At 58.3% G+C, this 24,514-nt stretch carries 32 protein-coding genes and 2 tRNA genes; 4 read left to right on the top strand and 30 right to left on the bottom strand.

The window, feature by feature from the left end; translation table 11 throughout:
- The first annotated feature begins 9 nt into the window (after positions 1-9).
- Together AC0J4F_RS22230 and AC0J4F_RS22225 are read left to right on the top strand one after the other, a co-directional pair.
- On the top strand, positions 10-678 hold the full coding sequence (locus AC0J4F_RS22230; protein ID WP_473024771.1) for a TetR/AcrR family transcriptional regulator: 669 nt from the start codon (positions 10-12) through the stop codon (positions 676-678).
- A gap of 160 nt (positions 679-838) precedes the next feature.
- Positions 839-1,897, top strand: a complete 1,059-nt coding sequence (locus tag AC0J4F_RS22225; RefSeq protein WP_473024770.1) for a CNNM domain-containing protein — start codon at positions 839-841, stop codon at positions 1,895-1,897.
- A 113-nt stretch (positions 1,898-2,010) separates the two neighbouring features.
- On the opposite strand, the gene AC0J4F_RS22220 is transcribed toward AC0J4F_RS22225, so the two are convergent.
- Positions 2,011-2,087, bottom strand: a tRNA-Pro gene (locus AC0J4F_RS22220).
- A 337-nt stretch (positions 2,088-2,424) separates the two neighbouring features.
- Here AC0J4F_RS22220 and AC0J4F_RS22215 point away from each other — a divergent pair.
- Positions 2,425-2,499 (top strand) — tRNA-Gln (locus tag AC0J4F_RS22215).
- Positions 2,500-2,661: 162 nt separating this feature from the next.
- Here AC0J4F_RS22215 and AC0J4F_RS22210 read toward each other — a convergent pair.
- From AC0J4F_RS22210 to AC0J4F_RS22180, 7 genes are all read right to left on the bottom strand, one after another.
- On the bottom strand, positions 2,662-2,931 hold the full coding sequence (locus AC0J4F_RS22210; protein WP_473024769.1) for a hypothetical protein: 270 nt from the start codon (positions 2,929-2,931) through the stop codon (positions 2,662-2,664).
- A complete protein-coding gene (locus AC0J4F_RS22205; RefSeq protein WP_473024768.1) occupies positions 2,928-3,821 on the bottom strand; it encodes a hypothetical protein in 894 nt (297 codons plus the stop codon). Before AC0J4F_RS22205 ends, AC0J4F_RS22210 begins: the two co-directional genes overlap by 4 nt.
- An 84-nt stretch (positions 3,822-3,905) precedes the next feature.
- Positions 3,906-4,478 (bottom strand): formyltransferase family protein, encoded by a 573-nt coding sequence (locus AC0J4F_RS22200; RefSeq protein WP_473024766.1) that lies wholly within the window; start codon positions 4,476-4,478, stop codon positions 3,906-3,908.
- Positions 4,463-5,587 carry a GNAT family N-acetyltransferase gene (locus AC0J4F_RS22195; protein WP_473024764.1) on the bottom strand — a complete coding sequence of 375 codons (1,125 nt, stop codon included), beginning with the start codon at positions 5,585-5,587 and terminating at the stop codon, positions 4,463-4,465. The genes AC0J4F_RS22200 and AC0J4F_RS22195 overlap by 16 nt, the downstream gene beginning before the upstream one ends.
- Positions 5,584-5,772, bottom strand: coding sequence for a hypothetical protein (locus tag AC0J4F_RS22190; RefSeq protein WP_473024763.1), 189 nt, complete (start codon positions 5,770-5,772; stop codon positions 5,584-5,586). Before AC0J4F_RS22190 ends, AC0J4F_RS22195 begins: the two co-directional genes overlap by 4 nt.
- Positions 5,773-5,848: 76 nt before the next feature.
- Entirely contained in the window at positions 5,849-6,409 is a 561-nt protein-coding gene (locus tag AC0J4F_RS22185) for a hypothetical protein (protein WP_473024762.1), read from the bottom strand.
- Entirely contained in the window at positions 6,396-6,605 is a 210-nt protein-coding gene (locus tag AC0J4F_RS22180; RefSeq protein ID WP_473024761.1) for a Com family DNA-binding transcriptional regulator, read from the bottom strand. Before AC0J4F_RS22180 ends, AC0J4F_RS22185 begins: the two co-directional genes overlap by 14 nt.
- 177 nt (positions 6,606-6,782) lie before the next feature.
- On the opposite strand from AC0J4F_RS22180, the gene AC0J4F_RS22175 reads away from it, so the two are divergent.
- On the top strand, positions 6,783-7,244 hold the full coding sequence (locus tag AC0J4F_RS22175) for a hypothetical protein (RefSeq protein ID WP_473024760.1): 462 nt from the start codon (positions 6,783-6,785) through the stop codon (positions 7,242-7,244).
- Between the two features lie 22 nt (positions 7,245-7,266).
- On the opposite strand, the gene AC0J4F_RS22170 is transcribed toward AC0J4F_RS22175, so the two are convergent.
- The 22 genes from AC0J4F_RS22170 to AC0J4F_RS22065 form a co-directional block, all read right to left on the bottom strand.
- The gene (locus tag AC0J4F_RS22170; RefSeq protein WP_473024759.1) at positions 7,267-8,274 is read right to left on the bottom strand and encodes a contractile injection system protein, VgrG/Pvc8 family; all 1,008 of its coding nucleotides are present in this window, start codon (positions 8,272-8,274) and stop codon (positions 7,267-7,269) included.
- A 3-nt stretch (positions 8,275-8,277) separates the two neighbouring features.
- Positions 8,278-8,505 carry a tail protein X gene (locus AC0J4F_RS22165; RefSeq protein WP_473024758.1) on the bottom strand — a complete coding sequence of 76 codons (228 nt, stop codon included), beginning with the start codon at positions 8,503-8,505 and terminating at the stop codon, positions 8,278-8,280.
- Between the two features lie 5 nt (positions 8,506-8,510).
- Positions 8,511-8,891 carry a phage tail protein gene (locus tag AC0J4F_RS22160; RefSeq protein ID WP_473024757.1) on the bottom strand — a complete coding sequence of 127 codons (381 nt, stop codon included), beginning with the start codon at positions 8,889-8,891 and terminating at the stop codon, positions 8,511-8,513.
- Complete coding sequence (locus tag AC0J4F_RS22155) at positions 8,891-11,770, bottom strand: phage tail tape measure protein (RefSeq protein ID WP_473024756.1); 2,880 nt, start codon at positions 11,768-11,770, stop codon at positions 8,891-8,893. Before AC0J4F_RS22155 ends, AC0J4F_RS22160 begins: the two co-directional genes overlap by 1 nt.
- A 150-nt stretch (positions 11,771-11,920) precedes the next feature.
- Positions 11,921-12,283, bottom strand: a complete 363-nt coding sequence (locus tag AC0J4F_RS22150; RefSeq protein ID WP_473024755.1) for a phage tail assembly protein — start codon at positions 12,281-12,283, stop codon at positions 11,921-11,923.
- Between the two features lie 180 nt (positions 12,284-12,463).
- Positions 12,464-12,973 carry a phage major tail tube protein gene (locus tag AC0J4F_RS22145; RefSeq protein WP_473024754.1) on the bottom strand — a complete coding sequence of 170 codons (510 nt, stop codon included), beginning with the start codon at positions 12,971-12,973 and terminating at the stop codon, positions 12,464-12,466.
- Positions 12,974-12,994: 21 nt separating this feature from the next.
- Entirely contained in the window at positions 12,995-14,230 is a 1,236-nt protein-coding gene (locus AC0J4F_RS22140; RefSeq protein WP_473024753.1) for a phage tail sheath subtilisin-like domain-containing protein, read from the bottom strand.
- A gap of 86 nt (positions 14,231-14,316) precedes the next feature.
- A complete protein-coding gene (locus AC0J4F_RS22135; protein ID WP_473024752.1) occupies positions 14,317-14,799 on the bottom strand; it encodes a hypothetical protein in 483 nt (160 codons plus the stop codon).
- A gap of 1 nt (position 14,800) precedes the next feature.
- Complete coding sequence (locus AC0J4F_RS22130; protein ID WP_473024751.1) at positions 14,801-16,576, bottom strand: WD40/YVTN/BNR-like repeat-containing protein; 1,776 nt, start codon at positions 16,574-16,576, stop codon at positions 14,801-14,803.
- 14 nt (positions 16,577-16,590) lie between these two features.
- Positions 16,591-17,403 carry a phage tail-collar fiber domain-containing protein gene (locus AC0J4F_RS22125; RefSeq protein ID WP_473024750.1) on the bottom strand — a complete coding sequence of 271 codons (813 nt, stop codon included), beginning with the start codon at positions 17,401-17,403 and terminating at the stop codon, positions 16,591-16,593.
- 1 nt (position 17,404) lies between these two features.
- A complete protein-coding gene (locus tag AC0J4F_RS22120; protein WP_473024749.1) occupies positions 17,405-18,046 on the bottom strand; it encodes a phage tail protein I in 642 nt (213 codons plus the stop codon).
- Positions 18,039-18,932, bottom strand: a complete 894-nt coding sequence (locus AC0J4F_RS22115; RefSeq protein WP_473024747.1) for a baseplate assembly protein — start codon at positions 18,930-18,932, stop codon at positions 18,039-18,041. The genes AC0J4F_RS22120 and AC0J4F_RS22115 overlap by 8 nt, the downstream gene beginning before the upstream one ends.
- Positions 18,929-19,288: a hypothetical protein gene (locus AC0J4F_RS22110; RefSeq protein ID WP_473024746.1), complete on the bottom strand. Its 360-nt coding sequence runs from the start codon at positions 19,286-19,288 to the stop codon at positions 18,929-18,931. Before AC0J4F_RS22110 ends, AC0J4F_RS22115 begins: the two co-directional genes overlap by 4 nt.
- A gap of 3 nt (positions 19,289-19,291) precedes the next feature.
- Positions 19,292-19,519: a hypothetical protein gene (locus tag AC0J4F_RS22105; protein WP_473024745.1), complete on the bottom strand. Its 228-nt coding sequence runs from the start codon at positions 19,517-19,519 to the stop codon at positions 19,292-19,294.
- A complete protein-coding gene (locus tag AC0J4F_RS22100) occupies positions 19,516-20,025 on the bottom strand; it encodes a hypothetical protein (protein WP_473024744.1) in 510 nt (169 codons plus the stop codon). Before AC0J4F_RS22100 ends, AC0J4F_RS22105 begins: the two co-directional genes overlap by 4 nt.
- Positions 20,018-20,530 carry a hypothetical protein gene (locus AC0J4F_RS22095; RefSeq protein ID WP_473024743.1) on the bottom strand — a complete coding sequence of 171 codons (513 nt, stop codon included), beginning with the start codon at positions 20,528-20,530 and terminating at the stop codon, positions 20,018-20,020. Before AC0J4F_RS22095 ends, AC0J4F_RS22100 begins: the two co-directional genes overlap by 8 nt.
- The gene (locus AC0J4F_RS22090) at positions 20,527-21,006 is read right to left on the bottom strand and encodes a phage virion morphogenesis protein (RefSeq protein ID WP_473024742.1); all 480 of its coding nucleotides are present in this window, start codon (positions 21,004-21,006) and stop codon (positions 20,527-20,529) included. The genes AC0J4F_RS22095 and AC0J4F_RS22090 overlap by 4 nt, the downstream gene beginning before the upstream one ends.
- A gap of 1 nt (position 21,007) precedes the next feature.
- Entirely contained in the window at positions 21,008-21,442 is a 435-nt protein-coding gene (locus tag AC0J4F_RS22085; RefSeq protein WP_473024741.1) for a phage protein Gp36 family protein, read from the bottom strand.
- Positions 21,442-21,858 carry a hypothetical protein gene (locus AC0J4F_RS22080; RefSeq protein ID WP_473024740.1) on the bottom strand — a complete coding sequence of 139 codons (417 nt, stop codon included), beginning with the start codon at positions 21,856-21,858 and terminating at the stop codon, positions 21,442-21,444. Before AC0J4F_RS22080 ends, AC0J4F_RS22085 begins: the two co-directional genes overlap by 1 nt.
- Before the next feature lie 67 nt (positions 21,859-21,925).
- Positions 21,926-22,825, bottom strand: coding sequence for a Mu-like prophage major head subunit gpT family protein (locus tag AC0J4F_RS22075; RefSeq protein ID WP_473024739.1), 900 nt, complete (start codon positions 22,823-22,825; stop codon positions 21,926-21,928).
- 47 nt (positions 22,826-22,872) lie between these two features.
- Complete coding sequence (locus AC0J4F_RS22070) at positions 22,873-23,274, bottom strand: hypothetical protein (protein ID WP_473024738.1); 402 nt, start codon at positions 23,272-23,274, stop codon at positions 22,873-22,875.
- On the bottom strand, positions 23,274-24,287 hold the full coding sequence (locus AC0J4F_RS22065) for a phage protease (RefSeq protein ID WP_473024737.1): 1,014 nt from the start codon (positions 24,285-24,287) through the stop codon (positions 23,274-23,276). The genes AC0J4F_RS22070 and AC0J4F_RS22065 overlap by 1 nt, the downstream gene beginning before the upstream one ends.
- Positions 24,288-24,514: the final 227 nt, after the last annotated feature.

Here is a 24,514-nt window from a genome sequence, read left to right as displayed (position 1 = left end):
CTGTAAAAAATGACAGACGTGTCTGCGCCCCGGAAGCGGGCACCCAGTAAAAAGTCTTTAGAAACAAAGGCCCGGATCCTGGATGCGGCAGAAGATTTGTTTTCCAAACGCGGTTTTGACGGCACGTCGATTCGCGACATTGCCAAGCAAGCGGGTGCCCAAGTGGCGCTGGTGCATCATCACGGCGGTCCGAAGGAAGAGCTGTTTCATATGGTGGTTGCCCGCCGGGCAAAGCCGCTCGCCGAACTTCGCCTCAAGGCGCTGGAAGAAAAGAAAGCCGATGCTGGGCGGGACGGACGCAACAAGCTGACCTTACGCGAGATCCTGGCCAGTTTCGTTCAGCCGTTTCTTGAGATGACCCTGTCTGAAGGCGCGCCGTGGCCCGCCTATGGCCGGCTGATTGCACTGGTGTCGGCGGATGAGCGCTGGCGGGATATTGCGGCGGAGTGTTTTGATCCGACCGCAGCCGTCTTTGTGGATGAGATCGCTGACCTGCTGCCGGTCGCTTCCCGGACAGCGATCAGCGCGGCCTTCGTCTTCACCGTGTCCGGAATGCTGGCGCTCACGGCCAGCAGCTGGCGCATCGGCGCTGTGGCCCGCGAACAGGAGCAAGCGGATCTTGCCGAAACCTTGCTCGACTACAGCGAAGCCGGGTTTCTGAGGCTGTGTAAGGCGTGAGAATACGGGCAGATGAGGTCATTGCTTGCTGCAAAAGCAGCTGGCGAAAAAATCGGACAACCAGGAATCGCGTGAAGCGTAATAGTGATGGACCTATGCGCGAGCGGCGGGCACTGTATCACTTGTTTCCCTTTAAATCGGACGTGCGGCGGAGAAGAATTTGACCCTATTGATCCTATTCGTGGTGCTTGCCATCGGAGTGTCGTTTCTCTGCTCGATACTCGAAGCCGTGTTGTTGTCGATCACGCCGTCCTTTGTGGAATCTGCGAACGAGGATCGGCCCAAGCTGGCCGAAAGCCTGAGAAAACTCCGGTCGGACATTGAACGGCCGCTTGCCGCCATTCTCTCTCTCAACACGATTGCGCACACCGTCGGGGCAACGGGTGCCGGGGCTCAAGCCGCCCTTGTCTTTGATGATGCCGGGGTGGGTGTGTTTTCAGCCGTGTTGACGCTTGCCATCCTGGTTCTGTCGGAAATCATTCCAAAGACCTTGGGCGCGACGTATTGGCGGGCACTTGTCCCCTTTGCGGTTCGGGTGCTGCCGTGGCTGATCGCTGCCCAATTGCCGCTGGTCTGGATGAGCCAGGGGATTACAAAGTTTCTCACCAAAGGTGATGCCAAACACGAAGTATCCCGGGAGGAGATCTCGGCTTTGGCAACCGTCGGCAACCGTTTGGGGATCGTGGAGGAAGACGAGACACGCGTGGTCACGAACCTGTTTCGGCTTCCGGAAATCTCTGCGCGGGAGGTGATGACGCCCCGAACGGTCATTGAGCATGTCCCGGAAGCGATGAGCGTCGGAGAGGTGGTCAAATCGCGGGAAAGCTATCCGTTTTCCCGCATGCTTGTGACCGGGGGCTCGATCGATGAAGTGTCCGGCTTCCTGCTGACGCGGGATCTTCTACTCACAGCCGTAAACGGGCACAACGAAGCCAGTGTCTCGACGCTGCGCCGGGATATTCTTCGAATTTCCGAAAACGAAGATCTCGATTCCCTGCTCGAAAAGCTGATGGGAAATGACGCGCACATCGCACTGGTTCAGGACGAATATGGCGGCACGGCCGGCCTAATCACCATGGAGGATGTGCTGGAAACCCTTCTGGGCGCTGAAATCGTGGACGAGCACGATGAAGTCGAGGACCTTCAAAAACTTGCTCTGCAACGCAGCGGCCAGCAACCCGCGCACGGCATCAGGAATGCAGAAGACCGCGGTGAATAGTCGAAGGCCGATTAGGAGCGGTGAGGGAGACAGAGGCCGGGTGATCACGCAATTCCGCCGTCCGCCAAACTGAAAAGCGGCTGCGAACCAATAAACACTGCAGGAAAGAAAGATGGTCGGAGTGAGAGGATTCGAACCTCCGACCCCCTCGTCCCGAACGAGGTGCGCTACCAGGCTGCGCTACACTCCGACTAGAATTTGGATTTCATTTAAATCCATCGGGAACAGCGCGGCAAGCCCACGCTGCGTGGACGGTCATTTAGCAAAGCTTCTCCATCCTCGCAAGGACTTTGCCTATGACAGGTCCACTTTTTTAAAACTATGAACAATTCCAGCCGGTTCGCGGAGGTTCTGAGAAAAACACAGGTGCTAAGAAGGGGGCTGGGAGGCCGGGCCGGGGCAGAAATCCAAGGTGTTTGACGACTGTTTTACCGAGTTGGGGAAAACTATCCTTACCAATCAAAAGAAACGCACTTGGGAGGCTTGCGCTTGTCCGGCGAGATGGGTATACACCCTTCCCACGGCATTGGGGTGTAGCCAAGCGGTAAGGCACCGGTTTTTGGTACCGGCATGCGAAGGTTCGAATCCTTCCACCCCAGCCACTCTTCCTTCCGAAAAACTGAATACGTTTGGTTCTGAGCGACCGAAGATCTCGTCAGCACAGTTGCAATGGTGTAGCTGTAGCGCGCAATTTCGTTTGGCAAATCGCGCAACTTCATTTGGCACCCATTTTAAAGCTGTTTAGATCCCCGCCGCTAGTGGTCTCAGGTCGGCGGGTGTAGGGTGATTGAGCCGCCGCGCTGGCCGCGCCGGGCGTGTTCGCATTGCGGGCTTTGGCAGAGGAAGTTCCGGGCGATCCGCGTCTCGTTGATGACCACATAGTCTGGCCCCAACCGCTCAATCAGATCATCCAACTTCAAGGCGCGACCTACCCCGCAATAAGGGTGGGAACAGTGCCCAACGATGCGATAACCGGCTCGTTTGAGGTCACCAAGGGTGGAGAGTGATACCGGCGAACCGGGGCCGATAGTCATTGTGATTGTGCCCCATCTGATGGTGTAGAAAACGCGTCAAAGATATTATCGATCGAATTGGGGTGGGCTTTAACAAATTTATCCAACTGCTGGGCGATTTCGCCAAGTTGCGCGAAATGATGATCCTCATAGATCTGCCGGTCTATTGTGCTCAAGCGCTCTTTGAGGGCGGCCAGCCCAACAAACGTATTGCGGTATTGCCAGACTAAAACGGCGGCTTCGGCTTCTTTTGAATTGAGGCCTTCAAGCTCCTTATCCAACGCGGCCCCCGCGTAAAGCGGTAGAAGCCTGTAAACCGTATATGGTTTGCGCCTTTGACCCCCAGGAACGTTAACAAATCGCACCTCTTCGATTGTTCCGCGCAAGTGTTCTTGACCCAATGAGAATTCCATCCTTGCGGCTTCCTGATCGCGCAGTTCTCTTTCCAATTTCATCGCATCCGCCTGGGCTTTCAACGCGGCGGCAGATGCCTTTGCTTCTTTTGCTTGAGCGACCATTGCCAAACGCTGATCTTTTGCAACGTTTCGGCTCAAGGCTATTTCTTTTCGCTGAGCGCGGAGTTCCAATGACTGCAATAGAGTAGCCATTATTAGGAGCAAAAAGGCTAACGGGGCGAAGGTGCCCGCAAGGAGGTCGCCGAACTCATTGAGGTCCAAGCACGTGGTTGGCGGTGGAGACAGCTCTTGCATGTAGTCGGCCACCCAGCCCGCCGCGAGCCATTTTGGATAACAGTTAGCCATCTGAGGCCAGGCAAGGGCTCCGGCGTAAACAATACAGGCCACCACAATTATCGAGATTATGCCAATCCCCGCCCACATTCCCCGGGACATCCAATCGGCCTTGTCCTCAGTATTGCGGTCAACGCTCTTGTTCAGATCGCCATCACCCATAGAAAACCCCTAAAACAAAACGGCCCGTAGGCCGTTAGAACAATTGTCCATTTATAGACGATTCAACCGGTGGCATGCACCCCTTTAAGCCGCCCGCATTGCGCCGGGGTCGAGCCGCTCCTGGTCGTCGGCCGGAATGAAGCCATGTTGGTCCATGTGATGGGCGGCCCGGCTTATCAGCTCGCGGCCCATCGGGGCCAGAGCCCTCCGCCACAAGCCGCTGGCGGTCTCGCCGGTTTCGACAAAACACCAGTCCTGAAACGCCACCGGCCCGCCGTCCATTTCCGGGGTCAGGTGGTAGACGGTACCGCCGGTCACGCGTTGCCCGGCCGCCAAGGCATCTTCCACTGCATTGCGGCCTCTAAACAGCGGCAACAAGGACGGGTGGTAGCCAACGGCCGCGCGGGCGCTGGCGATCATTCGGTCGGGCACTTTGGCAAACGAATGGACGGACACCAGAAGGTCCACAGGGGCCAAGTCCAGCCCGCCCGGAATAGCCCCGGCCACCGGCCAAACCGGCACCGAGGCATCGCCCGCCGCCGCCCGTAAACCGGCCGCGCCCTTGGGGCACAAAACATAGGCCACTTCAAAATCTGCGTTGAGATCTTCAAAGACTTTCTGACCCAACCATTTGTCCGCAATCAATCCGACGCGCATGCGCTCACCCCTTCAATATACCGAAATCCTTGAACCGCCCGGAAGTGGCCGCCGTAGCCGGTCCCGGCCCCTCCAGAGCGTTTGATTGAGGCGGCAGATTTGGCCCGCCGCCCGCCATGCATGTTGGCTGAAACCTGCGTCCAAAGTGGGTCGCGGCGGAGCGCCGCGCATAAACCCGGATGCGATGTATGGAACAAGGTCAGCAACGGTTTTTGGTAGCGGTTCTCGCCCCGACGCCAGGCGGCGCAGGTGGCGTTTAGAAACCGCATCCCAACGCCCGCGCCCTGCCACTCCGGCATAATCACCAACCGGCAGGCCCGCGCTTCGCACAGGCCCGGCCGGGTGGAAAACGCGACATGGGCAACCGGCTCCCCGTCCACGAAACCGACATAGCACCCGGCCGCAATCATGGGCGGCACCTTCAGATAGTGATGCTCCTCAAAACGCGGCCAGTAGCTCCAGTCGGTTTCCCGGATTTCAAGCTCGATGCGGGGGCGTTGCCGATGACACCTCCCGGTGAACTCACCTGTTGCCGTGTCATAGATCCAATCCGGCTGCAGCCAGTCGATGATGTCCCGGTGGCAAGATAAGAGCACCGCCTGGCCGCCTGTGCGCCGCCAAGCCTTGGCAAAGGCGAGCGCGCCGATCTTGGCAATCTGGCGATCCACCACGGAGGTGAATTCATCGACCACCACCTTGCTGGGCGCCTCGCAAATGATGCGAGCAAGATCGGCCCGGAACTTCTCTCCGTTGGACAGCACATGATAGGTCCGGAGCCATGCCGGGACCGTTCCAAGGCCCACCGCCGACAGTGCTGCGGTCACCGCATCAAAGGACCCATCGGGCCGAATAGCATCGATCACCGGCGCGGCCTTCGGCCAGCCGCCGGGCCTATAGAACGCCGCCTTTCCAAAGATCTCTTTGCCGATGGATGTCTTGCCGGATCCGGACGGGCCAACGACAAGCCCGACGCGCCAATCGTCGCCCTCTATGGGCAGATCGGCTGAGATCGAAACCGATGCCCCGCTGTCCACGTTAAAGAGGCTTTTAACGCGCGCGGCCCGGTAGCTCGTGTGGTCTTCGCAGCTGTGGTGGATATCGATCTTCATGTCACCACCACCTTGAACTTGCAGTCCAGGAGCGACCGCAGGCCCTCATAGATCGCCTGCTGGCTGGCCTCATCGGGGCATACAATGATCACCCCGTATTGTTCCTTGTAGCGGGTTCCTTTCGGAATGCCGGTTGAGTTGTCCGGCAAGGGCGGCAGGGCCGCGCCTTTGGCCTTTTTGGGCATGTCTTCTCCTTGTGATCAGCCGCTCTTGTTGGCGTTCGGAGAAGGGCTCTTAAGGGCCTCTGGGATGTAGTGAGTGTCAGGTTTGCGGGTGGTTTCCGCGATCCTTTATTTGACCAGATCCATCCAGGACAGTGTAGAAAAATCCTGCCGGTTTCCATGGGAAACAGGCGAGGATGAAAACATCCGACGCGGCTCCGTCTTCGAAAGCCTTTATGGCGTTTGCGAGCCGCTGATTGAGGCAATCCATGTCGTTTTCGGATTTGGGTCTAAAAATCATGAGCTTTATGCGTCCACGACTCTGAAGAAGCTTTTCAAAATCGTCTCCGATGTCCCCAGAATTTCCAAACTCACTCTCGCAAGCAAGCGGTAGCGACCTCAGAGTTTTGCCTTTTAGGCTATCGCCGGGCCGGAAGAAAAAGCCGTAATCGTGCCAGCTGACATCAAATCCAGTCTCGCCCCAGTCGGCTCCGGCTTTTTTGTCGCCACAGATATAAAACCCGTGGTCGTGGCCCAAGTCGGTGAGTACCCGTTTTGTTTCATAAGTCCAGTCCGTCGAACCGGAGGGAGCGGATTTGAATTTTTCGGGAACGCAGGCAAGAGCCTTGCAGATTTCTTTGATGGTCTCATCGTGCGCCATGAGCTCTCGACCCTTTTAGACTGTTTGACCGGCGGCTTTGATCGTTCTGGTCAGGCCGATCTGGGACGGGCTCTAAGGGCCTCAAACTGGTCAGTGTTCCGCATCGCGGGCACTTGATTTCAACAGGACCGACTATCGCGTTTTTTGCCGACTTCATCAAGAGACGACGGCAACTCCCGCATCGTATTTCTTCCATGACAACCTTATGGCGACTCAGCCACACTGACCCGGCTCGCGCGAGCAAAGCGGGTGCGGCGGTTATCTAGTGTGACTGCTGGGCGGGTTCTTAGTTTGGCGATTGAGGCCCGCCGTCCGGACTTCGGTCCGGACCACCCGTCAGGGATCAAAAAAAAGTGGGAGGCGCTTAACTCCAATGGCAGAAAACATAGACAATTTTAATGCTGTCACCGGGTTGGTTTTCGCGCAGCTGTATTCGGTTTTTCCTGTCCGACAGGATCTAAACGAAAAAATCATTGCAGATGCCATGGGCGTAGAAGCATTCGAAGTGGAGGGATTTTCCGGCGGCGAAGAGCCGATATACAATTTTGGAGAGATCGCCCCCGGCTTGAAGTTTCGGAAGCTAGTTTTGGCGGTTACGTGCTGGCTGCGCGATGAAGGCTTTGTACGCGCTGAAGGCCAAAGGGCTGACCTTAATATGGTACTTACAGCTAAAGCGCTGACCGCACTGAACGCCACCCCTAGGGCACTCGAAGGAACGCTCGGTTCCAAGCTGACAACCGCTGCAAAACATGCAGGCACCGAGGCAGGCCGTTCCGCCATTGCCGAAACCGTCGGGCAGGTGATTGGTGCGGCGGTCAAGTCTATGTCGAACTGAGCGGAAATAGAAACATTTCCCATCACCGTTCCCTCTCCAAATCCACCGGCGTTTCATAGCCGTCACCCGAAAGCCGCTGGCGGGCGACTTGAACCGACCAGGACCCGCCCAACTCAGGGGATTGAACAGGCGCAATCAGGCTGATCTTGCTCTCTGCAAATACGTTTTGATTGCCGACCAGCGTTACGCTGGCCGTTTCGCCTGATGCAGTGCCATCCTTTAGCGCTGCATCAGCGGCCCGTGTGGCTTCCGCTTCGCTTGCATAGGTACGCGGCAAGACCCGCTGCGGCTCGCCGGACCCGGCAATGTATGACTGCCGCGTAGCCTTGGCCTGGTCATGCCAGGTGGCCTTGACTGATTTGAAGTTTCCCCGCTCCGGACCCGCCCAGGTGTAATCAAGGATCTCGGCGGCCGGGAACTCGATATCGGGAAAAGGAATGCCACCGATCGACTTCGGAACACCGCGCTCGGTGAACAGCAAGCGGCCCATTTTGGGCTTGAAGGATACGCCCAGATCGTCGGCCAAACGCGTCAGAAAATTCGCATCGCTTTCCTGTGTCTGGTCGATATGCGGGATCTTGATATTGGCGATCGTATCGGCAACTGCTGCGATCAGCTTGTTGCGGCCAGCCACCTCCTTGACGATCTCGCCAACCGTCTTCCTGTCATAGGATTGGGTCCGCTGCTGTTTTAGCGTGCCGCTCATATCGGCCGAGGTGCCGCTGATAGACAGTTTGTGGCCTTCATCGCCGCTACCGCTGCCGCTGGTTTGCGGTTGGTCGCTGTAGAACATGCCATAGTCGCGACGGCCGGTTCCAAGCCAGCCAAACTCACATTCAATCAAGGTACCTTTGGCCGGGATTGGAATGGTGCCGTCCCGAACAACATCGATCTGGATACTGTCGGCTTCCTTGCCGGAATTGTCGGTGACTTCCACCGTCATCAGCTTGCCGCGTTCAAGAAGGTCCACGAGGTAGGAGCTGATATCCTGACCGCCTACAACAACTCGAAAATCCGGGGTCCGCGCCATAGCTTACCGGTCCCACGGGTTGACGATCAGCCGGTCTTCCGGCTGGCGCAAAGGTTCGATCACCGGCATGAACACGGCTGTGCCAATAGGCAGGAACTCCGGGAGGTCTGCAAGGTGACGGTTCTCCAGCTGGTCTATCACCCGTTCGACCAGGCGTCCGTCTTGGCGGCCATAGTGCTCAAAGACCATGAGTTCGACCGTGTCATCCTGGCGGGCATAAGAGAAGCTCATGGCCGTCAGTCCTTTGACATCTTGATTTCAAACTCGATCGCGCCGGGGATCGCGTCAAATTCAATCAAGGTGCTGGTCTTCTTGATTTCCTCGACGCACCAAAGGCCCAAAGACCGGCTTCCAAGCAAAAGCGACATGGGTTGACCACGCCCGGCTTGCTCGGCGATCTGTTCAATCTTGAACGTTCCTTCCGGTTGAAGCTCCGGCCAGATCCCGCCCGATATTGTGATCTCGGTATCCCCAACGCCCATCCACTGTTTGACCGGCCGGGAGCCGATCGGCTTCGGCTTTGCCCAGGAGAACCGCCAGATCTCCTCCAGCTGCTCATAAGACCCGCGCAAAGGCGAAAAGATGAAACGGGAGAGCGATGCAATCGGCCTGTCCATTAGTCTGTCAGCCTCTTGTTGAGTTGCCGGACAAAGGCATCGGCAGCTTTGCGGCCTTGGGCTTCGCTGGAGCCGCTACCTTCGATGCGGATCGTGATTTCGAACGAGTTGTTATTGATCGTTTGCCCGCTCGTTTTGGAGCCGGACGCGGTTCCATCTGAGCCGCCACCATAAGCTGCTATTTGCGGCAAGAGCGGTGGGGCTGGTTCTGCGGCAACGGCCCCTGTCATGGATGCAGCGGCGACGGTACCGGCCGCCAAACGTCGGCCCGCTTTGGCGAGGCTTGCCATTTGCCGGAGCTGGCGGTTATGGGCGATGAATTCGCCCTTGGAGCCATACCGAAGCTCCGGGCCGCGCTCGCCGACGATGATTGGTCCGGTCGATCGAACAGTGCCGCCATTGGCAAATCCATCGATTGTCTTGTAACCCGGAGCCCCACCGGCAGACGGTTTTTCTTTTGAACCGCCACCCCACAATGAAGGCAACGACGGCCAAGTTATCGCTCCGGATAAATCGATCTTGCCAAACGCACTAACGATCCGGGCCGGGATAGACATTATGAACTTGATAAACTCATCAAACACCTCGGCCGCGCCATCCCAAAGGCTTTGAATGGCCTGTCGGCCTTTCTCTGAGAGGTTGACCTCCGGCACCCATGTGGACCAGTCCAGCACCTCAAACTCCGGCCAGCTGAATTCCGGAATATACTCATCCCAGCCGAGCGGCTTGATCAGAAGAGACCAAAGCAGTTGGCCTGCTAGAAGCGTCCAGCCAATGCCCGGTATCAGCCGCGCACCCCATTTGAGCGGTGTGATCAGCATCGTCCAGGACAACTTGCCGAGAAGGCTGGTCCATTTGAGCGCAGGCAGGAAGGCGCGCCAGGCGATCTTTGGAATAAAGCTCAGCCATCTCAAGACACTGACCAAGCCGCGCCAGGACAGTTTTGTAATGTAAGCGCCCCACTTGAACGCCGAGATAAAGCCCCGCCAGATCAGCTTTGGAATGAACATGGCCCATTTGAGCGGCTTCAGTCCTGTAAGCCCCTTGAAGACCTTGCCCAGGAGCGCCAGCGCACCGCCGGAGCGAACGGCGCTGGCTCCAAGCATGAAGAGCCCGTATTTGAGGCCCGCGCTCCACAGCATAGCTGTGCCCAAGAACGTCAACAGCGCGCCGCCGACAACTAGCAGGCCCGCGATCGCGATCGCAGTGAGGCCGATCCATTTCGTCAGTTGCGGGTGTTCCTTCATCCAGGCGGCTGTGTCACGAGCAAGACCGGTCAGCAGCTGCGTTGCCTCGCGCAAGGCCGGATTAAGAGCTTCGCCAAGGGTCAGAGATACTTCGCTGGCGGCTGAATTGAATGCTTTGATATCGCCGGGCAGGTTGTCGCCCATCTGCGTGGCGACCCGGTTGGCTTCGCCCTCAACGTTGCCTAGGTCAGAAAGAAGCTTTTTGAAAACCGCAAAACCTTCATCGTCGATCAGCGCCGAAAACGCGGACCCGGCTTCCATTCCGATTATGTCTTTGAAGATCTCTTTGCGCTCGGCCGAGCCCATATTTTTGGTGGCCTCGCCAATCTCCAAAAGAAGCTCCGGAACTGATCTTAAGTTCCCCTGAGCGTCTCGGGCCTGTACACCGATTTTCTTCAAAGCATCCGCACCGGCCTTGGCAGGCGCTGCTAGGCGCTGGTAGATCGCGCGCATGGATGTGCCCGCCTGGCTTCCCTGAATGCCGACGTTCCCGAGGAGACCGGCCATAGCGGCGGTTTCCTCCAGTGAAACCCCGAGCGCCTTAGCTTCCGGGCCAACGTATTTCATGCTCTCGCCCAGCATGGACAGGTTCACGTTGGCGCGCGTCGTGGTGGCGGTCAGCACATCGGCGACCCGTTGCATTTCACTCGGATCCAGCCCGAACGCTGAGAGAATGTTGGATGAAATGTCAGAGGTCGCGCCGAGATCTGTCTTGGTGGCTTTGGCCAGATCCAGCACATCGGCAATGGAAGCCGTGATTTGCTCCGGACTGAAACCCGCCATGGCTTGGAATTCCATGGCCGAACCGACCTGTAGAGCGGAGAAACTGGTACTACCGCCAAGTTCACGGGCAAGTCCGGTCAGCCCTTTATAGGTCTTGCTGTTTTGTGAGACTCGGGCGATGGCCGCCACCGCGTCCATCTGTTCTTCAAAACTGCCATACTCCATTGCGGAGTGTTTCACCGGCCTGGCAGCTTGGCCGCCGGCATACATCGTGCCGATGCCAGCCGCGCCCATACCAAGGCCGATACCCGCCATCCGGTCGCGTTGCGCGCGGCGTTTCTCGGTCAGCCTGTCCAGCGCCTGCAGTCGGCGTTCGGTCCGTTTGAGTTCGCGGGTTTGGGCTTCAAGGGCCGAGGTGGTTGAGCGGATGGAACTGCGCGCCGATCGCTGCGCTGAGGCAAGGCCATCTGTTGCAACGTCCGCATCCTTCAGCCGCCGCCGTGCCAGCTCCAGCCGTTCGTTCTGCTGGCCCAACTCCTTTTTCAGATGAGACGCTTTGCGCGTGAGTTGCGAGAACTCGGCACCGGTTGTCTTGCCTTCTTTGGCGAGCGCCGAAAGCTTGCCCTGTGTCTCGGCAAGACGCTGTTTCAGGGATTGGGATTGGCCTTTAAGGCTGCGGAACTCATTGATCAGCCGGTTCTGGCTTTGGGCGGCTTTCAGGGTCTCGCGCGCGGTGGATTTCATGGACCGGCCGAGGCTGTCTGACCCGGCGCTGGCACCGCGCATATCCTTTCGAAGGGTGCGCGCGGTACCGGAGATTTCCCTCAGGCGGTCACGGGCCTTGGCAGCGGGACCGCGTAACCGGTCCCGAAGCTCAAGAAGTACGCGTGCCCTTAGTTCTTGACCCATTGTCCCGCTCGGCTTTCTTGGCCGCTTCCAATCGTTCCTGAAGGATCTTCCGGGCGTTCAGCCAATGGCGGTACAGCTCGGAAAAAGGGAGGCCCCGCAGCTCTCCGATCGTCCACCGGAAAGCTGCGGTTATCTCGTAGTAGACCTGATCTAGGTCTTCTGGCCTTGTGACTTGGAAGCCGTCTCCGCTGTTCCACCATTCGGCGAAGTCGAAGTCGTCTCCTTCACCTTCGCCATGGACGACACATCCAAGTGTTCCAAAAAAGCCGCAAAGCCCATGGCAAGAGCGGTCAGATTGCCGGTGGTCATGCCTTTGACAACAGCGTTGGAAATGTGCGGCCGGGCGATTTTCGGCACAACATGAGCAAGGGCTTTCACGTTGCCCTCAAACAGGTCCATGGTGGTGAACCGGCCAAGGTCATTGCCAGTTGGTTCCCGCACAAAGGTCAATGTGGTGACGGGTTGGTCGTCAATGTTCAGCGGGCTGGCGAGTTCAACATCTACCTGTGGCATTTTAGGGTCCTTTCAAAGGGTGTTTAAAGCGGTCAAAAACCGTGTGTGAGGCGCGATCTCAGATCCTTATGGGCTTCCTGCCTTCAATCCCCCGAAGGCCTTGCGGCGCGGGGAATGCTGGGGGCCTTGCGAGCCGTACCAGACGCCTCTTCCTCGGCGGGTATTCGTAAGCGCTGGCCGTTACCGGCCGAGCGCTGCATTCGTACCGGCAGTTTCTTCCTGACCGTTCGGGCGGATGACGTTGTTGCGAAGGTCGAAGTAGTGTCTCTCCACACCGCCGTATTCCATGCTGTAGAAGACGCAATCCATTGCGACGGTCAGCTCAATCGGCTCTCCGGCCTTAAGCTCCATCCCGAAATCCGGATTGCTGCACCGGCCCCGGAACTCGTGAACCATTGATTTGATTTCACCGGTAAACTCGTCGATGAAGCTGCCTCGGGCGAAGAGAATGTGCTGTGCTAGGGTCTGGCTTGGGAGCAATTCAAAGAGCTTGTCGGTCAGTGTGGTGAAGACCATTTCCACACCCAGCTCCTCATAGCCGTGATAACTCACCAAACTGCCCCGGCTACCGCCCGGACGACGGCTTTCGGTCTTGCGTTTGATGATGGGTTTGATCGAAGAGACCATCCCGCCCAGATCGATGTCGTCGATCCAGACCGTTATCTCTTCCTGTTGTTGGCCAAATTCCATTGGACCGGTTCCTTTCAGCGGTTAGGCGGCAGCGCCGATATCGGACAGTGTCGCGGTGAAGGATGCTTGAGCGGCGGCCAGCGACAGGAACTCCTGGTACATACCCGGCACCCGGTAGCCCCAGACCTCGATCACCCGCATCGGAGAGGCTTCAATGAACTCCAGCTTGAAGAACAAGATCCCGTCCGCGATCTGTTCGGGCGTGTTGGCATCTTCCGGCAAACTGAACTTGAAGCCGTTCAAAGCGCCTTTCTGCATCAGCCCAAGACCGAACTCATGAGCGACCGCGCCGATGTGGCGGACAGAATGAACTCGGGTTGGCTTACCGATGAACGGCAGCAAACCACCTTCCAGGCTGTCATAGAGTTTGTCGGCGACACGGCGGCCAACGATGGTACCGCCCAAGGCGCGGGCGGGATCAAGGGTCATGCCACCCCATGTCCAAAAGCCTTTGCGGCGATAGAACGTGGAGACATCTGAGGCGTTCAAGATATTTGCCTCAGAGTTGGTCTGGCCGAGCCGCCAGTCGATCGGGCGGGCGATCCCTTCGATGTTCACGTCCTTATTGTCGTTGGACCACCAAAAACCCTCTTCCAGATCAAGCCGGGATTGCAGACCGGCATAGATTGCGGACCCCGGCATGTTGATCGTATCGGCAGCATCCGTGTCGAACATCAACACGTGCGGATCAATGATCTGGAGCCGGTCAGAGTTGTAGTTCTGGCGCGCCGCAATGGCATCGGCCGTCGTGGTGTTCGTGCCATCGGCAAACACGAAAGACCGGATCCGATCGGCAACATCGGTCATGGCATTGATGACGGGATCGGCCTGAGCTCCAGCCTCAGCATTTGCAAAGCCAGGCGCACACAAAAGGTCCGGTTCAAAGTCGAGAAGGCTCTCGCACGCAAGGGCTGCGTAGATACCAGACTTATCCGTCTCGCTGCCGATGATCGCAGCTTTCTGTTGCACTGGGTCTGCCTGTTCCTCGACCCGCACCACAGCGATCTTGCCAGACTGCCGCTTGTACTGACGCCAGGAAGCCTTAAGAGCTGCCTTTAGCGTCCCTTGCGTGCCCAGATCATCGACCTGCGCGATATCGCCCAGGATCGGCGTCGCCACGTTCAAGGGAAACTTGTCGTTGTCGGCAGCTGGCGCGGTGCCGTACATGATGATCTCGCCACCGTCGCCGACGCGAAGGCGCGGTGTCGCGGCGGTTTTATCGCTCGCGAAGACGCCGTGTTTGTAGTTCGTAGACATGACAGTCTTCCTTTCTCTCCGGCGCTAGATGCGCGCCCTGCGTTTGCCGGTTTTCAACGGCGCGAAAAATTGGGATTTGAGGCGGATCACAGCGGCCATCCTTGCTGGATCTCCGCAGGCCGGTGATCTTCGATCAGCCCGGCAGCCCGCACATTTTCCAGACCAATGACAACGTCCGGATGCTGGACATCGACAGACGGCAGGAACGGGTCTTCCAGATCGCCAAAGAAGATGTCTAGGGCGCGCTTGAGTTCACGGGCAGCTGTGCGTTGCACCTCATCGGCAATCGCGTCGATAACGGTAAGATCCCGCGCCCGATCAATCGCCATGCGTTCTTGCAACGTGAACAGCCGCTTGAATTCACCCGGCAGAACAACGGTGCGGTGTGTCGGGACCTCGACAGTCACCACTTCGGGCGGGTCTTCAAAGATACCGGTTTCAGCATTCCAGACCTGACCGATATCGGGACGCTCTCCATCCCACGTCATGACCTTGTAACCAGCAACCACACCTGATTGCCTCTGCCTGATGGCTTCAACAACGTTGCCACGCATTAAGACGAACATCATTTTAGTACTCCCTGACAATCACGGCGCCAGGGCCGGACTTTTCATAGGATTGGCTGTCGAAAACACCCTGGGCGGGCAGCATCGGGACCGGGTCTGTGACAAAGCCCTGCCAAGTGGCGATCGCGCCCGGCCAGCCGCCGCGATGGGTATGGTTGAGACCAGTGAAATAGTTGAAAGCTGTCGGCTGCTGCTGGTTGGTGAACACAACCACGGTTTCCCCGCCGCCATACTCTTTGCCGCCGTGGGTCAAGCCCGCCCCGCCTTCAAAACGGAATGACATCGCGCCATGGCCGCCGGTCAGCATGACAGGCTGTTTGCCGCGATTGGGCGAGCCGGAGTCTTCAGGAGCAACGGCACTGTTGGCCCCGCCCGCAGCAACGATCAGATTGGAGACACAGGTATCCAGTCCGTTGATCGCGGTACCGACATTGATGGTTCCCCCGGAGCCGATGGCTTCGATATGGATCTCAGCACCACCGCGCGGCGGCACATAAATGCCATACGCCTGCTCAACCACTCCCGCATAGGCTTGAGAGTTGGTCTCAGCAGCCAGTTGCCAAATGCGGTCTTCACCATGCGGAATGACGGCCCCAACGATGTCAAACGTCTTGGAGAACTGATTGACGAAGGGATCAATCTGGAAGTCATCATAGTCCAGCAGGATTGTTCCGCTGTCGCTCAGGACCGTCGCTTCAGAATAGATGCAGCGATGTCCTTCTGCGTAGAAGGAACCGGTAAAGCTGATATCCGTCCCCGAAACCTGCGTGGCTGTTCCGTCAACCACATGCCACACGCCAGCCGGACCCCATGCGATGACTGTTCCAGAAGCACTGTCAAACCCCATCCGGCGAACGTTCGCAGCCGCATCGATGTCAGTCCGCCAAGTATCGCCATTGTCATCGGTGGAATAGAGCGCTCCAGCCATAGCGACCCACAAGCGGCCATCATAGAATTCAGACCCGTAGATGGCGGCACCGGTTGCTGTGCCAGGAATGCCCGCAATGTTCTCAAACGCCGCGCCATCGGTTGAGCGCTGAATGCCTTTGGTGGCATGGCCGCGCTGGTGCGCGAACGCCAGGACTGCAGTATCCGTGCAGGCAATATGGCCAGATGCAGTGCTGTAGTTGACCCCGGCTGTGCCGGGCATGGTCGCGGCCACATGCGCCGTCAGGATACTGTCGCCAGACCAGACCGCCGTGTTGCCGGACGCAACAAAGGACTTTTTGAAACCCGGATGGTAAGCGGCAGCGACCACCTGTCCGGTAATCTCAACCCGGTCCTCGACACCGGTTGCCCCAAGCAAGGTGTTGGCATGCCCGAAATAGCCGTCTTGCGTTGGGTGATAAACGATCTGGTTCTCCGGATCGTAACAGGTGGCCGCGTGCTGCAGCTTCACCAGCGCAGTGGCGATGCTGGATTGATAGACCCGTTTCTTGCCGGTAACGGAGCCGACGACGAACGTAAACGTCGTGGAGCCACTAAACGATGTTCCTTGCGCCCCGCCAAAGGCAAGAAAGCCATCCACGATCTTTGGCGGATGATAGTTGCAGGTGGAGTTGATGTTCCCAACTTCGAGAACAGCGAACTTCGGGAAGAGCGGTGCATAGAGCTTTCCCTCAATAGACTGCAGCTCCGACTGGCTGGAGCCGAACAAAGCCTCTGCCGTCAGCGTTTGGGCTGCGGCCAACTCCGCTTGTTCAACGGTTGAGGCCTGAAGGTCGATTGCAGCGGCCGCGCTGAGCAGCTTGCTGCGGATTGCTGATTTACCGGTGTCCATCGTTGGTCAGGCTCCTATAGGCCAAGACGGCTCAGGAGCCGCGTGGTCCGGGTTTCAATGCTGTTGTGGTAAGTCGTGACGGCTTCGTGGGCACCGACTGTGACCGCTGCCTTGACACCGGCCGGATGCACTTTCAGCTCGGTGCTTGTCCCCGCGACCGTTTCTTCGATCGAAGCAAATGCCGCCCCGCCCAGAGCCTTGGCTGCCTCTGTTGGCGTGATCTTCTTGTGAGTACCCGATGACTTGTCATGAAGAACGAGCACGTCGTTTGTCATGTGGACCGCGTTGCTGGTAATCGGATCCAGCCCGTCAAGATCCAGCGAAAAGGTGCGGTCTGCCGACAAATCGCCGCCGCCTTTGACACCGTCCTGGGTGATGAGCTGGCGCTCGGCCGAGACATAGGCGTTGATCGCCTCGATCTGCAGGACCAGATTTTCCAGATCGGAGAAGGCAACAATCGACCGGATCTGTGCTTCCGCATTCTGCCCGGAACCCGCCACTGGCTTGTTGATCGGCGGGTCATAGCGAATGATCGCAACCATATCGCCGTCTTGATCGAACAGCCCACCTTCGCGGATGACAAACGGGCCGTCATCAGCGCCCAGCAAAGCATCGAAAAACGATGCATTCGGGGCTCCAGTTGCAACACCTTGCGCCGTGATTGGTTTGCGGATCAGCTCGTTTTCAAGGGACGTTTCGCCGCCAGTCGGCAGGCGGTCACCGTCACCGAATGCCATCTCTGTCAGAACGAGCGGCGTGGCATTGGCAAGGCTTGCCGCTTCCTTGTTGCGGCCGGTGACGGTCAGAAGGGAATAGGTGGTCTGCACGTCAAACCTCCTTCGGGTGTGCTGTGATGAAGAGACGGATCAGGGAAGAAACACCGGCGCGGACAGGTGCCGTTACATCCGGAGGCGCAATGGCCAGCGGAAAGGCCGTGATGACCAGCCGGACCATTGGGACAACACCTGCATAAACCGGCGTGGTGTTTGCCGTCAGCAAGCGCAGGGAATAGTGCCGGGAAAGTGGTTTGGAGCTGTCGATCGCAGCAAAGGCCAGCCGCCAAATCTTGTCTGTGAACAGATCCGTGCCGTTCACTTCACCGATGATATCGAAGGTGCCCGGAACCCCTTCCGGCACTTTCTCAAACCATTCAACAATCTCGGCGTTGATGTTGAGCAAGGAAAGCGCCAGGCGCACGGCCGGTTCCGTTCCTGCTGTCCGGTGGATCTCCCATAGAGCGTCGATCGCGCGCCGTTGCTGGGCTTCCGTCCAGTCGGGATCCCAAAATGGGGCCTTGGCCTCATGCGCCCGCCAGGCAAGGTACTTTGAAGGCACTTTAAATGGGTCGTTAAAGTGCTTTAAATCCGCGACCTCACCGCGCAAAACTTCAACGCCTGGATCACCAACGGAGAAGACACGCTTTTCGTGTTCCGTGGCATAGTCGATCGGGAGTGTTCTCGGATCAGCCATTGATGACCTCCGCACTCAAAGAGAGCGTGGTGCACCGGGCGATTTCCGTTGGACCAACGGCAACATCGCCCGCAGCTTGCAGATCTACCCACTCAACACCGGGGACCGACAAGGCCGCATACTGGACAGAGACTGGAATATCGATCCCGATGCGGGACCGGTTCGCGAGCATCTGCTCCCAAGATGTAAGCGCGGCTTCAAGGATCTCCGCTTGGCCGGGGCCGTTGCTAATCTTTAGAACAGCCGTCCGGCTAAACTCGATGATTGCCGCAGGCCGTGCTGTGACCCGGTCTCCGATCGGTCTGACCGTCTTGTCAGAACATGCGGTGTAAACAGCAGTTAGCAGATCCACTGAAGCAGGCGCGGAAAGGTCAAGCGGTGCGATCCAGATATCAATAAGGCAGGGGCTCGGGCTGTCTGCCCACACATCCAGAAGACCGGGGACAGAGCGTGCCCAATACTCATAGGCATCGCCCGGACCGGCAACGGACCAAGCCGCAGGCGCAAGCCAGATCCGGTGCCGGTAATCGTCATCGGCCTCCATTTCGGCCGGAACGGGCGGCACAGCATCCGGATCGCCTGCGCGTTTGACCAGGCGTGGTGTCCGGCGCTCCCATCCCCAGACATCAAGATCCGCTTTCTCTGCGGTCGCCAGCCGGTTGGCGCGGGACGCCTGGTTGATCCGCTGGCGCACCAGCATTTCCGCATGAGCATCCGCGCCAAGGTGCGCGCGCACCGGCTCAAATTCACTGTTGTCTTCAAACTCAGTGTCCAGCTCGGAGTACTTCTCAAGCTGGCGCTGATAGAGTTTCGAATAGTCGATTTTCTCGACCATCGTCGGCGGCGTCTGATCACCGATTGGAACCACACCAAATGCAAGGCTCATGAGATCACCTCGCTCAAGTCGATCGGGTTTCCGGTCTCTTTGGAAATCGCATTGATGTAGACGCGGTGTTCGCCATCGGCGGCTTGTTCCGGCGTCACGCCATCGTCTTCACCGCCAAAGCGGATGGTCTTCAGCTCAATGCGCTTTTCGTGGGTCTGGATGGCCTCAGCGACACCGGCCCGGACAAGTTGGACCTCATAAGGGTTACCAGGGCTGCCAATGGACCTGGGCAGATCGCAGGTCAGGTGACGGCGCATGATCAATGAGCCGTGCGTTTTAAGCAGGCGTTTGACCGCCTGGACAATCCGCGCGTCCCCATAGATCCGCCGACCCGTCTCTGCGTCATACCCGGCCATCGGTTATTTGCCCTTCGGCTTTTCAGCCGCGGACTTGTCTTCGCGCAGCTCCAATGTGCCGTTCGCCACAAGGAACCGGGCGGTCTCCTTGGACATCTTCACGCCGTTCTTTTTGATCTCCGGATCTTCCGGGTTGACCGGGCGGCCGTACCGGTAAAACGCCTTCTTCACGGTGTAAGTGAAGAGCGGTGGCTTCTTGGCTTCAGCTTGCTGTGCTGGGGAACGTCTCATACGGGTTCTCCTGTCAGGTTCGGTCCTGTCACGACCTTGTCGTGTTTGTGGTCGTGGCCGTTGTTGGTGTCGTTGTGGGTGAACACGCTGCCGTAGGCTCGGAAGTCACCGTCAATCCGGACGTCACCCTCAAAATGAAAGCCGTCGTCGTTGATCGTCAGCGTCTTGCCTTCCGGCGAGATCGCTTTCAGAACCTTGGTGTCTGTGCTGGCGGCTTCATGGTCATCATCGGGAAGGCAGGGCAGAAAAACCCCATTCGCCGGGTCGCCGTCCGGGCAAAACACGAGGCCTTGCGCACCCGCGTCCGCTGGCGCGTCAATCTTCCATGCGCCGGCGCTTAATGAGACCTGCGACAGTTCACCGGAAACAAAGCCGGTCCCGTCTTCCACGATCACCTTGCCGTTGCGGTTTTCCTTGACCTTCACCTTGCGAAGCATGTTGGCCTGCCGTCGTTCCAACTCGGCCAGCCGCTCAAGGATCTGCATCATCGGGTCCGACTTAGGCACCGGCCCCTCCCGTCTGGCGTTGGATCACAGCGCCTTCTGCATCAAACAGGTGGAACGTTTGCTGCCACTCGATCTGCCAGATCGTGGTGCCCTTCTTGTCCAGGGACGGCGAATAGTGGTTGGCAGCAAAGAGACCGGACGGCTTGTTTGCCCCGGCAAGGCCAAAGCGATTGCCGTCAACAAACAGGGTTGCAGCCCCAACCAGGTCTGCAAGATCGCCGGATTGTTTTGCCCGGCGCTCAGAAGGCGGCACCAGAAACACGCCAAGGCGCAAGACGATCATCTGCGCGCCATTGGCATGTGCTCCGACTTCCGCAATCCGGCCGATCCCGACAAAGGCGGCTCCAGATCTCGGGACTGAGTTCTTGGACAGGAACGCCTCGGTCAAAATGCCGGGTGACGGCTCAACCTTTGCGCCCGCTGCCAGCAGCCCGGCAGATTTGATAGAGGCGGCAACCGCGTCCTGAATATCACTGAGTGTTTTAGGTTGGATCAGACTGCTCATTGCAGCACCTCCCCAACAAACCGCAGGGCCGCACCTTCAAGCTCGCGGGCGTTGTCCTGGCTGATCCCCACATAAGGCCGCTCCGGGATGGTGACTTCCTTGGCAAAGACCGGACTGCCGCCGATCGAAAAGGCGAGCGTCTTGGCGCTGTCCGGTTTGATCACCGCGCCGGACTGATGGACGGCGGCATAGACCAGGGCAGATCCCCAGGCGACCGCGTCAGAACCTTCAGCCTGGTGATCAATGCTGTCAGCCAACGCCCCTGTCTGAAACAGGAGGGAAGAGCCTTCCGCATTCGCTTTCCAGGCTTCGCCGTCCGGCCCTGTCTTTTCCTCTTCCAGCCGCCGTTTGGTCTGGCTGGCACCAAGCGCGCCGAGACCGTCCAGCAGCTCGGACTTGTCCAGCCCAGCCGCGCGATCAAGGGCCGCAATCGGCTCATCAAACTGGAAAGAGGTTATGAACTGAAATCCGCTCATCTCACCACTCGCTGAATTCTGAGCGGGAGAACTGGCGCTCCGGCGCGATCATCTGGACATCTGAAGAGGTCGCAGCCTGAGGCTCGGCGGTACCCTGTTTGGTCACCGGTAGATCGGCAACGCCTTTGGCCACCGATTTGAGATAGTCGATCGAGGCTTTGTAGCGCTCCTTGATTTCCTCGGTGATCATGTTGGCGGTGCGCGCCAGATGATAGGTGGCAATCGCAACCGCATGGACCCTCAACACCGGGAGCGCTGCCGGGTCGATCACCGGAACCGGGTAGCGGCTCGCAAGCCAACCGTCCATTTCGGCGCTGGCAGAGACCAGAGCCTTGTCAATGCCGGAGACATCAGCCGCGCCATCGCCATCGGCGTCCCCGATGAAGCTTTGGCTTTCCTCTGCCTCCAGCCAGTCCTGTGCGGTTGCATAAGCCATCACGCGCCGGGTGCCTCCAGGCGTGCTTTCAGCGTGTCACGCTGCGCATCGGTCAAACCGGCAAGAGCTGCGGTGACATCAGCCTTGGACAGATCCCGGTCGATCGCGGCTTCGATCGCAGCAACCTTGGGTGATCCATCCTTGTTGAAGTCTTCCGGCGTCAAGTCCTCCAGGACAGCCTTGATGATGGCCGCGTCCGCGTCCTCATCTTTGCCGGTCTGATCGTCCACCGTGGCATCTGAAGTGCTGAACCGCAGGGACAGTACAGGATCGTCTTCCAGGCGCTGAAGTTCGGTTTCGGAAAGCTCCGCCACATTAAGCGGCACCGGCTCTTTTGCCTTGAAAAGACGGCCAATCCGCCAGCGGTCCCGGCTCGCGGTCACAATGACCACGTCATGGTCTACATTTTTGGTCATGGTTGGTCTCCAAAGAGATCCGGACGGATACCGTCCGGATCTTGTCGCCCAGTTCTTTGGGCTTGCGTCAGGCGAGATGCGGCGAGACGAACAGCTCGGTAATCCCTTTCAGGATGTTGTCTTCGCCGTTTGCCTTACGGGCCTTCTCCAGGATCTCCCGCGCCTTCCACTGGTTGGATGATCCGACAACCAGCAGGTTCGGCTTGATAGCGAGCTTGCCACCCTGATCGTTTTCAAGGTCAGTCATGGACTGGTAAGCGGCCTTGAAGTTGGCCTCGGTCAGGTCCGCTTTGGAGCCGAACGCCATTTGCCAGAAGCTGTAACCGACGTTCGCACGGGCTTCGATGCCGTACAGCAATTCGTTCTTCATGAAGACCCGCTCCGTTGTGTTCGGATCGGTCATCTGAGCGAATTGTGGTTTCTTGCGCATTTGCAAGATGATCGGCTTCAAGGCCTGAGTGGTGTCGACAAGGAACCATGGCGCGCCGCCGCCAGCCTGCATGTTCGAGACGGTTCGAAGGTTGCCTTCGGCTTTGTCACCAACCGGGTGGTCGGTATCAAAGAAGTTCTGCCCATCGTAGCAGGCCGTATTGAACCCGGCTGCGAGCGCAGGCCAGACCAACTCATCCGGCCAGCGGGCCGCTGCCCGGCCTTGTGCTTGGAAGAGCTTGGAGTAAACGCCGAGGTTGTCGTCTTCAATGTGCTTTTTCAGAACGCCGACTGTGTTTTCAAAGTCCTCGTTCTCAATGGCGTATTTGTGCGCGGCCAGGGCTTTGACGACACGGTCGCCAACCCACTTGCGCAAAGACGGCCACTGACCAAGCCAGCCATATTCGTTGCTGGCTGTCGTTGATGTGACTTCCTCTGCCACCATGTTCCAGGTTGGCGTGACTTCGTTAAAGCCAGCCTGGTAATTCGATTTGAAGCCGACGCCGAGCGTCTGAAGATTTGCTCCGGTGAGTTCCATTTTGAAAAGTCTCCGCTAACGGCCGGTACAGCCGGGTTAAGGGCTGATCAGTCGAACGAGATCCAAACGCCGACGTCGTCAACGTCGCGCACGGTTCCAGCTTTCGACCGGGTGTTGGTGCCATCGGTTGCGGCAACGGTTTCATCGTCAACGATGTAACAAGGCTGACCGATGGAAGACCGGGTCACCGGATCGCCAACGTCATTGCCAAGGCGGAACCAGTCGTCCCGCTCAACGGTGACGTTGATATCGCCATCCGCGCCGGAGCTGTTGTCGGCCGTCATGATGGCCATGCCGATCGCAACGAGACCGGTGGCTGTGCGGCCACGCGTGGCAAAGCCGTTTTCGAGGACGGCAAGTGCCCCGCCAAAGATCTTGGTCGCAGCCGCTACCGGATGGCTCGGCGTGCGGCCAACGCGCTTATGCACGTTCTGTCTTGCGTTCAGCATCAGGCCGCTCCCTTGTCTGCCGCCAGATCCTTGGCAAAGTCGTCATGCGACAGGCCAAGTTGATCGGCGATTTTCTTCTGATCGGCGGAAAGCACGGCCTTGCCCTTGCCAGGGTCAACCGTGTCCAGACCGCTGTTCGCGGCCACGGCCAGAACGGGCGCGCCCTCGATAAAGGCCTTGAAGCTGGTCAAGCCTTCAGCACCGGACCGGCAGGCGGCCAGGTGATAGTCCTTCGAAGCCGGAGCGATCTTGCCGTCCTTGATCGCCTGCTCGACCAGGTCCGCAATCTCCGCGTCGGCGGTTTGCTTCAGGCTGTTCAAAGCCGTGTCGCGATCGCTGACCACCTTGTCGTAGTCAGAACGCGGGACGAACTTTTCAACGTCCGGCATTTGGGCCGCGTTCTCAGCCTTGGCCTTACCGGCGTCCAGTTCCTCCACGGCCTTGATGATTGCATCGTCCGACGCCTCATCAGCCAGACCGAGGGAACGGCAAAGCGCGCGGCGCTTTTCCTTGTCCATGGTGCTCTCGCTTGTGTTTGGTTCAGGGGAAGGGCCGCGCCGGTTGAGCGCGGTAAGCTGCAGATTGGGATCTACCGTCAGAGCAACAGAGGTCAGCTCCAAAATCCGGTTGGTGTTGGTGTCGTAGAAAAACGCGGGGCTGACATGGCGGTACTGCCGCGAGCCGACCTTCTCCCGGCCAAGCTCGGTCCAATCCGCCTTGCCCCAAAGAGAACCATCGTCCTTGAGATCCAACTCGACGATGTAACCGGCAATGTCTTTGGCCCTGCCGTCCGGCCACTCTTCTGTGCCGTGTTCAAAATCGATCGGCAGTCCGGACGGGCGGCGATCGAACATTGCAAGAAGATCTTCCGGCCGGTCATTGAGCCACGTGCGGCCATCATAGCCAGCCACAGTTTGACCAGCAGGCAGAAGCTGGATCCACTCCGGGACCGTTCCCTCTTCACCGGTATTCAGGGCAATCGCGATTGCAGCAATGGGGCTCGTTTTCGTCATGCCCGCAAGCTGGCAGACACCGGGCACAAAAAAACCGGCGACAAATGTCACCGGCTTGGGTCTTTGGTCCGCCTTGGATGCCTATTTGTGGCCCCAAACCGCTTCCGATTGCAAGTTGCATCCTCGGGCGCTGGATCGCTTCGCCGTTAAACGGGGTTTAAACAGGGTAGAACGCGCGCGAGGATTTTTTGCGCATCATGAACCGCAAACGCCTCTCCAGCGGCTTC

This window comes from Roseibium sp. R5 (assembly GCF_055755305.1).
This window is presented reverse-complemented; position numbering and strand designations above follow the sequence as displayed.